15 protein-coding genes are annotated in these 12540 nt (G+C 69.7%); 8 read left to right on the top strand and 7 right to left on the bottom strand.

Annotation, left to right across the window (positions count from 1 at the left end):
- Positions 1 to 1257, bottom strand: a 1257-nt coding sequence (gene dnaK / locus VGB60_RS02235; protein WP_331036652.1) for a molecular chaperone DnaK, incomplete at its 3' end; no start/stop codon positions are given.
- 306 nt (positions 1258 to 1563) lie between these two features.
- Here dnaK and VGB60_RS02230 point away from each other — a divergent pair.
- Both VGB60_RS02230 and VGB60_RS02225 read left to right on the top strand, forming a co-directional pair.
- The gene (locus tag VGB60_RS02230) at positions 1564 to 1953 is read left to right on the top strand and encodes a hypothetical protein (RefSeq protein WP_331036651.1); all 390 of its coding nucleotides are present in this window, start codon (positions 1564 to 1566) and stop codon (positions 1951 to 1953) included.
- 96 nt (positions 1954 to 2049) lie between these two features.
- On the top strand, positions 2050 to 2949 hold the full coding sequence (locus VGB60_RS02225) for a dienelactone hydrolase family protein (RefSeq protein ID WP_331036650.1): 900 nt from the start codon (positions 2050 to 2052) through the stop codon (positions 2947 to 2949).
- A 129-nt stretch (positions 2950 to 3078) separates the two neighbouring features.
- Here the strand turns inward: VGB60_RS02225 and grpE are convergent, their stop codons facing one another.
- From grpE to VGB60_RS02210, 3 genes are read right to left on the bottom strand one after another with little or no spacing between them, the layout of a single operon-like run.
- The gene (grpE, locus tag VGB60_RS02220) at positions 3079 to 3720 is read right to left on the bottom strand and encodes a nucleotide exchange factor GrpE (protein ID WP_331036649.1); all 642 of its coding nucleotides are present in this window, start codon (positions 3718 to 3720) and stop codon (positions 3079 to 3081) included.
- Positions 3717 to 4811, bottom strand: coding sequence for a heat-inducible transcriptional repressor HrcA (gene hrcA / locus VGB60_RS02215; RefSeq protein WP_331036648.1), 1095 nt, complete (start codon positions 4809 to 4811; stop codon positions 3717 to 3719). Before hrcA ends, grpE begins: the two co-directional genes overlap by 4 nt.
- The gene (locus VGB60_RS02210) at positions 4811 to 5371 is read right to left on the bottom strand and encodes a GNAT family N-acetyltransferase (protein ID WP_331036647.1); all 561 of its coding nucleotides are present in this window, start codon (positions 5369 to 5371) and stop codon (positions 4811 to 4813) included. Before VGB60_RS02210 ends, hrcA begins: the two co-directional genes overlap by 1 nt.
- Positions 5372 to 5428: 57 nt before the next feature.
- Here VGB60_RS02210 and rph point away from each other — a divergent pair, with 57 nt between their 5' ends.
- The 6 genes from rph (at position 5429) to VGB60_RS02180 (ending at position 10051) form a co-directional block, all read left to right on the top strand.
- Positions 5429 to 6154, top strand: coding sequence for a ribonuclease PH (gene rph / locus VGB60_RS02205; RefSeq protein WP_331036646.1), 726 nt, complete (start codon positions 5429 to 5431; stop codon positions 6152 to 6154).
- Positions 6155 to 6214: 60 nt separating this feature from the next.
- Positions 6215 to 6586 (top strand): hypothetical protein, encoded by a 372-nt coding sequence (locus VGB60_RS02200; protein ID WP_331036645.1) that lies wholly within the window; start codon positions 6215 to 6217, stop codon positions 6584 to 6586.
- A gap of 232 nt (positions 6587 to 6818) precedes the next feature.
- On the top strand, positions 6819 to 7961 hold the full coding sequence (locus tag VGB60_RS02195; protein ID WP_331036644.1) for an acyltransferase: 1143 nt from the start codon (positions 6819 to 6821) through the stop codon (positions 7959 to 7961).
- A 35-nt stretch (positions 7962 to 7996) separates the two neighbouring features.
- Positions 7997 to 8521 carry a CHAP domain-containing protein gene (locus tag VGB60_RS02190; RefSeq protein ID WP_331036643.1) on the top strand — a complete coding sequence of 175 codons (525 nt, stop codon included), beginning with the start codon at positions 7997 to 7999 and terminating at the stop codon, positions 8519 to 8521.
- A 24-nt stretch (positions 8522 to 8545) separates the two neighbouring features.
- Positions 8546 to 9505 (top strand): magnesium transporter CorA family protein, encoded by a 960-nt coding sequence (locus tag VGB60_RS02185; protein ID WP_331036642.1) that lies wholly within the window; start codon positions 8546 to 8548, stop codon positions 9503 to 9505.
- A 69-nt stretch (positions 9506 to 9574) separates the two neighbouring features.
- Positions 9575 to 10051 carry a hypothetical protein gene (locus VGB60_RS02180; RefSeq protein WP_331036641.1) on the top strand — a complete coding sequence of 159 codons (477 nt, stop codon included), beginning with the start codon at positions 9575 to 9577 and terminating at the stop codon, positions 10049 to 10051.
- Here the strand turns inward: VGB60_RS02180 and mmcB are convergent.
- From mmcB to hslU, 3 genes are all read right to left on the bottom strand, one after another.
- The gene (gene mmcB / locus VGB60_RS02175) at positions 10036 to 10479 is read right to left on the bottom strand and encodes a DNA repair putative endonuclease MmcB (RefSeq protein WP_331036653.1); all 444 of its coding nucleotides are present in this window, start codon (positions 10477 to 10479) and stop codon (positions 10036 to 10038) included. The two genes, VGB60_RS02180 and mmcB, sit on opposite strands and share 16 nt — an antisense overlap.
- 59 nt (positions 10480 to 10538) lie before the next feature.
- The gene (locus VGB60_RS02170; RefSeq protein ID WP_331036640.1) at positions 10539 to 11063 is read right to left on the bottom strand and encodes a lipocalin family protein; all 525 of its coding nucleotides are present in this window, start codon (positions 11061 to 11063) and stop codon (positions 10539 to 10541) included.
- Between the two features lie 176 nt (positions 11064 to 11239).
- Positions 11240 to 12538: an ATP-dependent protease ATPase subunit HslU gene (gene hslU / locus VGB60_RS02165; RefSeq protein ID WP_331036639.1), complete on the bottom strand. Its 1299-nt coding sequence runs from the start codon at positions 12536 to 12538 to the stop codon at positions 11240 to 11242.
- Positions 12539 to 12540 lie beyond the last annotated feature (2 nt).

Here is a 12540-nt window from a genome sequence, read left to right as displayed (position 1 = left end):
CTGCGACTTCTTGGTCGGGATCGTGGTGTTGCGTTCGATCAGCGGGGTGAAGACCCCGCCGAGGGTCTCGATGCCCAGGGTCAGCGGGGTCACGTCCAGCAGCAGCACGTCCTTGACGTCGCCTTGCAGAACGCCGGCCTGAACCGCGGCGCCCAGCGCCACGACCTCGTCCGGGTTCACGCCCTTGTGCGGCTCCTTGCCGAAGAAGGCCTTCACGGCCTCCTGCACCTTGGGCATGCGGGTCATGCCGCCGACCAGCACGACTTCATCGATGTCCGAGGCCTTGAGGCCCGCGTCCTTCAGCGCCTTGGCGCAGGGCTCGATGGTGCGGGCGACCAGGTCCTCGACGAGGGCTTCCAGCTTGGCGCGCGACAGCTTGATGTTCAGGTGCAGCGGGCCCGAGGCGTTCATGGTGATGAACGGCAGATTGACCTCGTACTGCGTGGTCGAGCTGAGCTCCTTCTTGGCCTTTTCGGCCTCTTCCTTCAGGCGCTGCAGGGCCAGTTTGTCCGAGCGCAGGTCGACGCCCTGCTCCTTCTTGAACTCGTCGGCCAGGTAATCGACCAGACGCAGGTCGAAGTCCTCGCCGCCGAGGAAGGTGTCGCCGTTGGTCGACTTCACCTCGAACACGCCGTCGCCGATCTCGAGGATCGAGACGTCGAAGGTGCCGCCGCCGAGGTCGTAGACGGCGATCTTCTGGCCGTCGTTCTTGTCGAGGCCATAGGCCAGCGCCGCGGCGGTCGGCTCGTTGATGATGCGCAGGACTTCAAGCCCGGCGATCTTGCCGGCGTCCTTGGTGGCCTGACGCTGGGCGTCGTTGAAGTAGGCCGGCACGGTGATGACGGCCTGGGTCACGGTCTCGCCGAGGTAGGCCTCAGCGGCCTCCTTCATCTTCCCGAGGGTGAAGGCCGAAATCTGCTGCGGCGAGTAGTCCTTGCCGTTGGCGCGCACCCAGGCGTCGCCGGTCGGGCCCTTGACGATCTCGTAGGGCACCATGTCCTTGTCTTTCGCCACCACGGGATCCGTGAAGTTGCGGCCGATCAGGCGCTTGATGGCGAAGAAGGTGTTGGTCGGGTTGGTCACGGCCTGGCGGCGGGCCGGCTGGCCGACGAGCACTTCGCCGCCGTCCTGGATCGCCACGACCGACGGGGTCGTGCGGTTGCCTTCCGCGTTTTCGATGACCTTGGGGTTCTTGCCGTCCATGACGGCCACGCACGAGTTGGTGGTGCCCAGGTCGATGCCGATGATCTTGGCCATTGGTGGTCTTTCACTCCATTTGCGGCGGGCGATGCGGCGGCCTTTTCAAGCGAAGCGCCGCGCGTGACCGCCCCCGGTGTCAGGGTCTCAGGTCGATTTATGCAGGTCCGCCGCAAACCCCCACAGGATGCGGGGCTTTACGAGGGTTGTCGCCGATATGGGAAACACCCCCCGGGCCGCAAGGCCCAAACCGTCGCCGCGCGCGATTCGAGCTTTTCATCCAAAGAGATGATTTCAGCGAACAATGATGTACTTAATGGTTCCCGGCCGGGGGAGGACCGGTCGTATTCCATGGGGGAGATTCCAATGACCATGAAGACCATCGCCCGCGCGGCCCTGATCCTGGCCGCTGTCGGAACCGTCGCCGCGGCGCCCGCCGTCGAGGCGCCCGTCGCCGCCGCTCCGGCCGCCGCGACCGCCCAGTCGAAGGATGGACTGAACCGCCGGGTGCGGATCCACAACAACACCGGCTGGACCATGCTGCGTTTCTACGCCTCGAACACGGGCCGCAGCAGCTGGGAGGAAGACATCCTCGGCGACGACGTGCTGGCCAACAACGCGAGCATCGTCATGAACATCGACGACGGCACGGGGGCCTGCAATTTCGATTTCAAGGCCGAGTTCACCAACGGCCAGTCGCTGGTCCGCAACAACGTCAACGTCTGCCAGATCGCCGACTACTACTACACGCGCTGATCGGCCGCGGCGCGGGGCCCAGCTTCACGGTAATCGTGAATGGACGTCGCCCCGCGCCGCCGACACAGTCCGGCCTTTCGCCGCCGGAGCGCGCCCATGACGACCCTGATCCGCCCCGAGGGCTCGGAGCCCGACGACTTCCGCTTCAGCCGCCGCGCCCTGGCCACGGGCGCGCTGGGCGGCCTCGCTTTCGCGGGCTACGCGCCGGCCGCCTTGGCTAAACAGGCGGCGCCGGTGCAGACGGACCCGGCGGGCCTGACCATCGAAGAGGTCAGCTTCGCCGCCCCCGACAGCTTCGCCCTGCCGGCCTATGTCGCACGACCCGCCGGAGACGGCCCGTGGCCGGTGGTGGTCGTGGTGTCGGAGATCTTCGGCGTCCACGAATACATCCGCGACGTCTGCCGCCGTCTGGCCAAGGCGGGCTACGCCGCGGTCGCGCCGGCCTTCTTCGTGCGCGTCGCGGACCCCGCCGGAGCCGAAATGGCCCGCGTGCAGGAGATCGTCGCCGCCGCCGGCTATGAGCAGGTCATGGGCGACATCGCCGCCACGCTGGACTGGACCAGCCAGCAGCTGTGGGCCAACTCCGCCAAGGTCGGGATCACCGGCTGGTGCTGGGGCGGCAAGGTGGTGTGGCAGGCCGCCGCCCGCTTCGCCGCGATCGACGCGGGCGTGGCCTGGTACGGGCGGCTGGCCCCGGCGCCGACCGCCACGCCGGAACAGGTCGCGGGCGGCCAACCGTGGCCCGTCGACCTGGCCGACGACCTCAAGGCGCCGGTGCTGGGCCTCTACGGCGAAGCGGACCGGGGGATTCCCCTCGATACCGTCGAGGCGATGCGCGCGGCCCTGCAGCGGGCCGGCCAGACGGACAGCCGCATCGACGTCTATCCGGCCGCGCCGCACGGCTTCCACGCTGACTACCGCGACAGCTATCGCGCGGCGGATGCGGCCGACGGATGGGCGAAGCTGCTGGCCCTGTTCGAGGCGCGGTTGAAGTAATCCTCCCCCAAGCGCAGCGCCGGGGGAGGGGGACCGCCCGAAGGGCGGTGGAGGGGGCAAACCCATCCACTGGCGCCCGGAGCCGCCCCCTCCACCGCTCCGCGGTCCCTTCCCCCAAAAGGGGAAGGATCAGGTCTGCTGGTCGAAATTCCCGCCGGTGGCGCCCGCCGCGGCGTAGGCGGCGGCTCCGGCGGCGGCGCCTGACCCGCGCGCGGCCACGACCACCATGGCGGGGCGGACGGTGCGGCCGAACAGGGCGTAGCCGGGCTGGAGGGTCTGGATCACCTGCCCGCCCTGAACGCTGTCGGACGGCTGCTCCATCATCGCCTGATGCAGATGCGGGTCGAAGGCGTCGCCCGGTTCAGGCGCCACGCGCTTCAGGTTGTTGGCCTCGAACGCCTGCAGCAGCGACTTCTGGGTCAGCTCCAGACCGGTGACCAGACCCGCCTCGCCGGCGTCGGCGTTCTTCGGCGCGGCCATCAGGGCGCGCTCGAGATTGTCCGCCACGCCCAGCAGGTCGCGGGCGAATTTCTGGATGGCGTAGGCCCGGGCGTCGTTGTTCGAGGCCTCGGCCCGTTTGCGGGTGTTCTCGGCCTCGGCCACGGCGCGCAGGGCGCGGTCCTTCCACTGGTCGCGCTCGGCGATCAGTTGATCGATCGGGCCCAGACCATCGTCGCCGTCGTGGTCCGCGGGGTGGGGATCGAGCCCCGCTTCGGCGTTCGCCTCGGTCTGGGGGTCGAAATCGGTGTCGTCGTCGGGCGTTTGGTTCACGTTTCCTGTCCGTCCAGCATCCGGCCCAGCACCCGGGCGGTATAGTCCACCAACGGGATGACACGGGCGTAGTTCAGTCGCGCGGGTCCGATCACGCCGATGGCGCCCAGCACCCGCTGCCGGCCCGTCATATAGGGCGCCGCGATCACGGCGGAACCCGAAAGCGAAAACAAGCGGGTCTCGGCCCCGATGAAGATGCGCACGCCCTGCGCCGTCGAGACCCCGTCCAGCAGGCCGATGAGCTGCTCCTTCTGCTCCAGATCGTCGAACAGGATGCGGACCTTTTCCAGATCCTCGGCGGTCTCGCGGTCGTGCAGCAGATTGGCCCGGCCGCGCACGATCAGCGACCGCTCGCGCTCCGCCCCGCCTGACCAGGCGGCCAGGCCGTCCTCGACCAGCCGGGCCGCGGCGGCGTTCAGCTCGCGGCGGGCGGCGTCCAGTTCGGTGCGCATCTCGGTGCGCGCCTCGTGCAGCGGACGGCCCTTGAGCCGGGCGTTGAGGAAGTTCGAGGCCTCGGTCAGGGTCGAGGGCGTCACCCCGGCCTTCAACGGCATCAGCCGGTTCTCGACCGAGCCGTCGTCGCCGACCAGCACGGCCAGCGCCTGATCGTGGCCGAGGGCGACGAATTCGACGTGCTTGACCCCCGCCTCGCGCACCGGGCTGGCGACGATGCTGGCGCCGCCGGCGAGGCCCGACAGCAGGCTGGAGGCCTCGTTCAGCGCCTCCTCGAAGCTGCGCCCGCGCCCCGCCAGCCGGCCGTCAATCTCGCGCCGCTCCTCGGCTCCGACGTCGCCGATCTCCAGCAAGCCGTCGACGAACAGGCGCAAACCGGCATGGGTGGGAATGCGCCCCGCCGAGGTGTGCGGCGAGCCCAGCAGCCCGGCCAGGGCCAGATCCTGCATGGTGTTGCGGATGGAGGCGGGCGACAGGGCGATGCCGGACTGCGACAGGGTGCGCGACCCGACCGGTTCGCCGGTCTCCAGATAGGTCTCTACGATCCGGCGGAAGATGTCGCGGGCGCGGGCGTCGAGCCCGGTCAGGCCGGCGCCGCCGACATCCAGCGCGGTCGAGGTGAGGAGGGGGGACTTCATCAGCGCGACCTCGCCTCCCACCGTTCGCGCGTCAGGCGGTGCACCAGGCAGTCGTCTTCGTCGAACATCCTGCGGCCCTCGGGCTCGAAGCCGAGCCGCTGATAGAAGCGGTGGGCGTCGGTGTTGCTCGCCAGCGGATCGATGACCACGCCGTGCACCTCCGGCTCGGCGAAGCAGGCGTCCAGCGCCTGCGTCATCATCTGCGTGCCGTAGCCTCTGCCCAGCGCGTCGGGCGGGCCGATCCAGATGTCGATGGCGCGCAGGCCCGGCTCGATGTCGCCCCAGTAACGGGTCGGCTCCAGATGCGGGTCGATGATCTGCATGACGCCGATGGGCCGGCCATCAGCCTCGGCGATGCGGTAGAACGAGGTCTCGTCCTGCGCCGCCAACTCCTCGCGCCATTCGACGCCGCCGAAGGCCACCTCGGCCTCTGGATCGTCGCTGGAGCAGGCAACGACGTGCGGCTCGCGGTCCCAGTCCGCCAGCGTCGGCGCGTCGTCCAGCGTCGCCGGGCGGAGCCGGACGGCGGCGGTCGGCGATGCGGGGGCATACAGGCTCACGGTTTCAGGATAAGCAGCGCCGCCGCCGTCACCAAGCGGCCTCCAAGGAATTCGCTCATGTCGTCGCCCCGCCCGTCCGAACGCGCCCCCGACCAGCTCCGGACCATCGTGCTCGAGACCGGTGTGAACCGCTATGCGGAGGGCTCCTGCCTCGTCTCGTTCGGCCATACGAAGGTGCTGGTGACGGCCTCGGTCGAGGAGAACGTGCCCGGCTGGATGCGTGGCAAGGGTCAGGGGTGGGTGACGGCCGAATACGGCATGCTGCCGCGCGCCACCCACACGCGAGGCCGGCGCGAGGCCGCCAGCGGCAAGCAGACCGGCCGGACCCAGGAAATCCAGCGGCTGATCGGCCGCTCGCTGCGCGCGGTGGTCGACCTCAAGGCGCTGGGCGAGCGGCAGGTGGTGCTGGACTGCGACGTCATCCAGGCCGACGGCGGCACGCGCACCGCGGCGATCACCGGGGCGTGGGTCGCCATGGCCTCGGCCTTCGACTACCTGCGCGCCGAGGGCGTCCTGAAGTCCGATCCGATCCTGGATCAGGTCGCGGCGGTGTCGTGCGGCGTCTGCAGCGACCAGCCGGTGCTGGACCTCGACTACGAGGAGGACTCGACGGCCGAGGCGGACTCCAACTTCGTCCTGACCGGCGCCGGCGCCATTGTCGAAATCCAGGCCACCGGGGAGAAGCGCGGCTTCTCACGCGCCGAATTCGACCGCCTGTTCCAGTTGGCCGAAGGCGGCTGCGCCGAGCTGTTCGCGCTGCAGAGGGCCGCCCTGGGCCGGTGAGCGGCCTATCGTACGGAATCGAACCGTGCCTATGGTGACGCCGCCTCCAGGAGCTCCACCATGCGCCGCACAGGTCTGATCCTCGCCGCCGTCGTCTTTCTGAGCGGCTGCCAGCAACCCGCCGCGGCGCCCGATGCGGAGCCGGCCGCGGCCGACGCCCCCGCGCCCGTCATGCCGGCCGACGCGCCGCCGCAGGAGGAGGTCGTTCCTGCCGTGGAGCCGTCGCCGGCTCCCGGCCGCGAGGCCGCGACCTGCCGCGAGGCCGTCGGCGAGGCGGCCTCCGCGCGGCTGGTGCAGCGCTGCATCGCCGTCAGCCCCGCCACCCACCCGCCCTGCAACGCCCTCAACCCCTGCGCCATGATCGAGGCCGAGATCGACCGCTCGTGCGAGATGTTCCCGCCGGGCGAAAAGCCGGCGCAGTGCGCGGGCTGACGCCTCCTGCCCCCTTGTCTTTCCGGGGCTGACCCGGCGCAGCCGGGGCGGAACCCGGAATCCAGAGGTTCGGTCGCCGACGCCCGCCGCGCGTCTCTACCTGAGCCAGGTCGCCTGGATTCCGGGTTCCGCTGCGCGCCCCCGGAAGGACGAGGCCGGTGTGCTTCACGGCCTCGGAAAAAACGGCCACGGCTTAATCGTTTTCCAACGCTGATCCGGCAGGATCGCGGGCATGACACCCGTGGCCACGCCCCCCGACCTGCGCGCCCTCACCACCCTGCGGTTCCTCGCGGCGGCGTGGGTGGTGCTTTACACCGCCTGGCCGCATCTCGACGTGAGCTGGGTCCCGGTCGCCGTGACCAAGGGCTATCTGGGCGTCGAGGTTTTCTTCGTCCTGTCCGGCTTCATCCTCAGCCACGTCTATCTGGCGGCGGCGGGCGAGAAGCGGTTCAGCTACGGCGGCTTCCTGTGGGCGCGGATCGCGCGGGTCTACCCGCTGCACCTGGTGACCCTGTTCGGCATGATCGGGCTGGGCGTGGCCGCGACCGTCGTCGGCCTCAGCATCGACGGCAGCCTGACCGACTGGCGCGCCCTGCCGGCGCATCTGACCATGACCCACGCCTGGGGTCTGGCCCCGATCTCGGCCTTCAACCACCCGTCGTGGTCGATCTCGGCGGAGTGGTTCGCCTATCTGACCTTCCCCGCCTACGCCTTCGTGACGTGGAGGATGCGCGAGCGCCCATGGGTCGCCACCGGCCTGGCCGCCGCGTTCGCGCTGGGGATCTATGCCCTCTTCCAGCCGCTGGCCGGCTTCTCCCTGACCGAAGCCACCTTCCTGTGGGGGGCGCTCCGGATCGTGCCGTGCTTCGCCCTCGGCTGCGCCCTGTATCTGGTCTACCGCCGCGCGCCGATCCCGTACGCGGGGCCCGTCGCCCTCGCCAGCGGCGCCGGAGCCCTGGCCAGCGCCTCGCTGGGCCTCTGGGATCCAGTGACCGTGCTATTCGCCGGCGCCCTGATCCTCGCGCTGGGATCCCTCGACAATGCGAAGGCCGGAGCATTAGGCTCGAAGCTCGGGGTTTACCTCGGCGAGATCAGCTATTCGATCTACATGGTGTGCGCGCCGGTGCTGCTGCTGACCACGAACGCCGCCGCCATGGCGACCGGCGCGGACGACAAGCGCTTTCACATATTTGTGTGGCTGGCCCTCGTGGCCGCGATTCCGGTGGCCGCGATGCTCACCTATCACCTCGTCGAACGCCCGTGCCGCAAGGCTTTGAGGGGGTTTGCGGAGCGGCGCCAAAACCGGTCAAGGGCGAAAGCGACGCAGGCCAGTTCGCCGGAAAGGGTTCTTCAACCCTCGGAAACTATCGTCTAAGGCTTGGTCGTCGGTAGGGCAGGACACAGGTCAGCATGACGAAACGGCTCAAAGCCGCTGCGGTTGCAGCGACCCTCGGATTTTTCGTGATGGGCGCTGCGCCCGTCGCCAACGCCGAAGCGCCGTACTGGCAGTGCGTGACTTTCGCCCGCATGTTCTCGGGCATCAACATCTTCGGCGACGCTCTGACCTGGTGGAATCAGGCCCAGGGCAAGTTCCGCACCGGCGGCCGTCCCGAGACCGGCGCCGTCCTCGCCTTCCAGCCCAGCGGCCGCATGAACCGGGGCCACGTCGCGGTGGTGTCGGACATCCTGACCGACCGCGTCATCCGCGTGACCCACGCCAACTGGGGCGGCAGCCGCGGCAAGGTCGAGGAGAACGTCACGGTCGTCGACGTCTCGAACAACGGCGATTGGAGCGCGGTCAAGGTCTGGTACAACCCGATCAATGATCTGGGCACCTCCGTCTATCCGACCTACGGCTTCATCTACAAAGCCCCGCAGGCCTCGACCGCGGGCGTGCAGATGGCGTCCACGAACACGCCGTCCGGCCAGCCCTAGGGCTCACCCCTCCGGAGCCCCGGCGTGATCCGGGTGCACCGCGCCGGGCAGACCCGGCCCGACCCCATCGTCGACGACCTGTCCGCCTGGCGGCTGCCGACCGACGCCGTCTGGATCGACCTGATCAAACCTACGGAAGAAGAAGACATCGCCGTCGAGAAGGCGCTGGGCCTCAGCGTGCCGACCCGGGCCGAGATGGCGGAGCTCGAAGCCTCGAGCCGCATCTATCGCGAAAACGGCGCCGCCTATGTCACCGCTGACGTCATCACCCACGGCGACGAGGAGATACCGGGCGTCGAGCCGGTCACCTTCATCATCACCAACGGGCCGTTGGTGACGATCCGCTACGTCGACCCCAAGCCGTTCTCCATTCTGATCGACCGGCTGGAGCGCGAGCCGCACCTCTGCACGAGCGGACCGGAGCTTTTCCTCAATCTGATGGAGACGGTGGTCGACCGGGTCTCGAGCATCCTGTCCAGCACCGTGAACCGGGTCGAGGCGATCGCCGGCCACGTCTTCTCGGGCCGCAAGGGCGTCGGCTTCGAGAAGCTGATCACCAAGCTGGGCCGGGCCCAGATGGCCAACGCGCGGATCGAGCAGAGCCTCGCCGGCCTGACCCGCGTCTTCGCCTTCGTCGGCGTCGACGATCGGATGGACGACGACGAGGCCCGGGCCCGCCTCCGCTCCCTGGCGCGGGACGCCGACAGCCTGACGGCGCACAACCACTCGGTCGCGGCCTCGATCGACTTCCAGCTGTCGGCGGCGTTGGGCCTGATCAACATCGAGCAGTCGTCGATCATCAAGATCTTCTCGGTCGCCGCCGTCGCCTTCCTGCCGCCGACGCTGATCGCCTCGATCTACGGCATGAATTTCGCGCACATGCCCGAGCTGCGCCAGCCGCTCGGCTATCCCATGGCGCTGGTCGCCATGATCGTCTCGGCCGTCGCTCCGCTGGCGTGGTTCCGCAAGAAGGGCTGGCTGTAGCCCACACGCGGACTTGACCTGACCGCGGTGCTCGCGCTTCCTGCCGCGCCAGTTTCCGGAGTCATTCCAATGCGCCTCGCCGTCCTCGGAGCCGTGTCCGCGCTCGTTCTGGCCGCCTGTTCGCCGGAACCCGCGGCGCCGGCGGCAAGGGCCGCGCCGTCCGAACCCGCCCCGGTGCTGGGCGGCGTCGATCTGGGCCAGCCTCTGCGGGCGCTGGGCACCGAGCCCTTCTGGGGCGTGGACCTGACCGGGACGGAACTGGTCTACGCCGGCGCCGATCGGCCCGAGCAGCGCGCGCCGCAGCCGGCGCCCATGGTTCAGGGCACGACCGCCACCTACGAAGCGAAAACAGGAACCGGCGCGACCATCAGCCTGATGCTGGCCGCCACCGAATGCTCCGACGGCATGAGCGACCGCACCTATCCGCTGTCCGCCATCGTGAAGATCGGCGATGAGACCCTGACCGGCTGCGCCGCCTCGACGGCGGCCATCATGTCCCGGGGCGAAAGCGGATCGATGGCCGACGCGCCTCAGCCGCCGGCCTGATCTCGGAAGCTCCGCATCGCTCCTAGCCGGGCGAAGGCGATGGTCAGGGCCTTGCGCCGCGCGGGGGCCAGCGGGGTTGCGGGCGCCTCGCGGATGACCGCCCCGCCGAAGCCGTCGGCGACGATCAGGCCGGGGTGGTCGGGCAGGACGTCCGCCGGAAACTCCGGCGCCACAGCGAAGAAGAAGGCGTCGCAGAAGGGCGCGTACTCGCCCCATTTGCGGTCGACGCGATAGTCCTCGATCCCCGACTTCACCTCGCAGATGACGATGTCGCCCCGGGGCCCCAGCGCCATGACGTCGGCGCGGCGGCCGTTGGGCAGGCAGACCTCGAGCAGGGGCGCATAGCCCATGTCGATCAGCAGCCGCGCCGCGCCGCGCGTCACCGCTCGGGTCGTGCCCGGGCGGCTGAAGACGAGCTCGAGGGACAAGGCGGCGGCGGACACGCCCGCCTTATGTTCCGCTTGTGTTCCGATTTCAAGCGGGGCCGTCAGCGCCCGGTGTGCACCACCGAACCCGTCCCGAACCCAAGCGCGCGCGCGCGGGCGAGCAGCCGGGTCCGCTCGGCCTCGGCCGGGCCCTGGCTGCGGTGCCAGATCCACCAGTCCGACTTGTTGGGCAGGGCCATGATGGCCCAGCTGTAATCCGGCGCATGCTCCCAGACCCAGTAGTTCTGCCCCGCCAGCCCGCCGACGCCGAGCAGGCCGGTCAGGGTGAAACGGAAGCGGGCGTTGGTCCCGGGATCCGTGACCCGGGCGTTGGCGCGCAGGGTCTCCACGCCGCCGTCGGCGCGCCGGGTGCAGGTCACGACGACGCCGTAGCGGTTGGCCTGCGCCTGCGGATTGAAGTCGATCTGGGCCCGACTGCAGTCCTTCTGCACGTCGTTGGGACTGCGCGCGATCTCGAACCAGCGGCCGTCGAACCGGTTCAGGTCCACCGCCGTGGCCTGGGCGAAGGCGGGGCCCGCCAGACCGCCGAGGAAGGCGGCGGCGAGGGCGGTCTTGATCGGGCTCATGCGGTCGTCCTTCGCGTATCTGTCGCGAAGATACGGTGTGCCGTGCGCCATGGTTGCCCACACAGCTTTCGTCCCTCCGGGGCGGAGCGAAGCGAGGAACCGGAATCCAGGACCTCAGCCGATCTCCTGGGTTCCGGGTTCGCTCTTCGAGCGCCCCGGAAGGACTGTCTGAGAGGCTACAGGATGAACCGGCTCAGGTCCGCGTCCCGGGCGAGGTCGCCGATGCGCTCGCGGACCTGGTCGCCGTCGAAGGCCACGGTCTGTCCGGTCAGGTCGGAGGCCCGGAAGCTGGTCTCCTCCAGCACCCGCTCGATCACCGTCACCAGCCGCCGCGCGCCGATGTTCTCGACCGCGCCGTTCGCCGCCACCGCCGCGTCCGCCAGCGCCTCTACGGCGTCGGGCGTGAAGGTCAGGGTCACGTCCTCCGTGGCCAGCAGGGCCTGGTTCTGGCGGATCAGATTGGCTTCCGGCTCGGTCAGGATGCGGACGAAGTCGTCCCGCGTCAGGGCCTTCAGTTCGACCCGGATCGGCAGACGCCCCTGCAACTCGGGCAGCAGGTCCGACGGCTTGGCGACATGGAAGGCGCCCGAGGCGATGAACAGCACATGGTCCGACTTCACCGGCCCGTATTTGGTCGAGACGGTGGTGCCCTCGATCAGGGGCAGCAGGTCGCGTTGCACCCCTTCGCGCGAGACGTCGCCGCCGCGCGCCTCGGAGCGGGCCGCGACCTTGTCGATCTCGTCGATGAAGACGATGCCCTCGTTCTCGGCCAGCGCCAGCGCCTCGGCGTTGAGGCTCTCCTGATCCAGCAGCTTGTCGCCTTCTTCCGTGACCAGCGGCGCCATGGCCTGAGCGACGGTCATCCGCACGGTCTTGGTCCGCCCGCCGCCCAGCTTGCCCAGCATCTCCGACAGATTGATCATGCCGACACTGCCGCCCGGCAGGTCCAGCCCCTGCATCGGCGAGCCCGTGTCGGCGAGGGTGAGTTCGATCTCCTTGTCGTCCAGCTCCCCGGCCCGCAGCTTCCTGCGGAAGCTCTCGCGCGTCGCGGGCTGCGAGCCCGGGCCCACCAGCGCGTCGAGGATCCGTTCCTCCGCCGCGGCCTCCGCCTTGGCGCCGACGCCCGCCCGGCGCTTGTCCCGCACCATCACCAGCGCCGCCTCGACCAGGTCGCGCATGATCTGGTCGACGTCCCGGCCGACGTAGCCGACCTCGGTGAATTTGGTCGCCTCGACCTTCAGGAAGGGCGAGCCGGCCAGCCGCGCCAGCCGCCGCGCGATCTCGGTCTTGCCGACGCCGGTGGGGCCTATCATCAGAATGTTCTTGGGCGTCACCTCGTCGCGCAGGTCGTCCGGCACGCGCTTGCGCCGCCAGCGGTTCCGCAGCGCCACGGCGACGGCGCGCTTGGCGTCGTCCTGGCCGACGATGAAGCGGTCGAGTTCGGAGACGATTTCGCGGGGAGAGAGGTCGGTCATGG

It is taken from the genome of Brevundimonas sp., from assembly GCF_036399195.1.
GTDB lineage: Bacteria > Pseudomonadota > Alphaproteobacteria > Caulobacterales > Caulobacteraceae > Brevundimonas.
This window is presented reverse-complemented; position numbering and strand designations above follow the sequence as displayed.

Coding starts and splice junctions, on each gene's coding strand:
- VGB60_RS02230 (WP_331036651.1), top strand. CDS start 1,564: ATGACCATGAAGACCATCGCCCGCGCGGCCCTGATCCTGGCCGCTGTC.
- VGB60_RS02225 (WP_331036650.1), top strand. CDS start 2,050: ATGACGACCCTGATCCGCCCCGAGGGCTCGGAGCCCGACGACTTCCGC.
- hrcA (WP_331036648.1), bottom strand. CDS start 4,811: ATGAAGTCCCCCCTCCTCACCTCGACCGCGCTGGATGTCGGCGGCGCC.
- rph (WP_331036646.1), top strand. CDS start 5,429: ATGTCGTCGCCCCGCCCGTCCGAACGCGCCCCCGACCAGCTCCGGACC.
- VGB60_RS02200 (WP_331036645.1), top strand. CDS start 6,215: ATGCGCCGCACAGGTCTGATCCTCGCCGCCGTCGTCTTTCTGAGCGGC.
- VGB60_RS02195 (WP_331036644.1), top strand. CDS start 6,819: ATGACACCCGTGGCCACGCCCCCCGACCTGCGCGCCCTCACCACCCTG.
- VGB60_RS02190 (WP_331036643.1), top strand. CDS start 7,997: ATGACGAAACGGCTCAAAGCCGCTGCGGTTGCAGCGACCCTCGGATTT.
- VGB60_RS02180 (WP_331036641.1), top strand. CDS start 9,575: ATGCGCCTCGCCGTCCTCGGAGCCGTGTCCGCGCTCGTTCTGGCCGCC.
- VGB60_RS02170 (WP_331036640.1), bottom strand. CDS start 11,063: ATGAGCCCGATCAAGACCGCCCTCGCCGCCGCCTTCCTCGGCGGTCTG.
- hslU (WP_331036639.1), bottom strand. CDS start 12,538: ATGACCGACCTCTCTCCCCGCGAAATCGTCTCCGAACTCGACCGCTTC.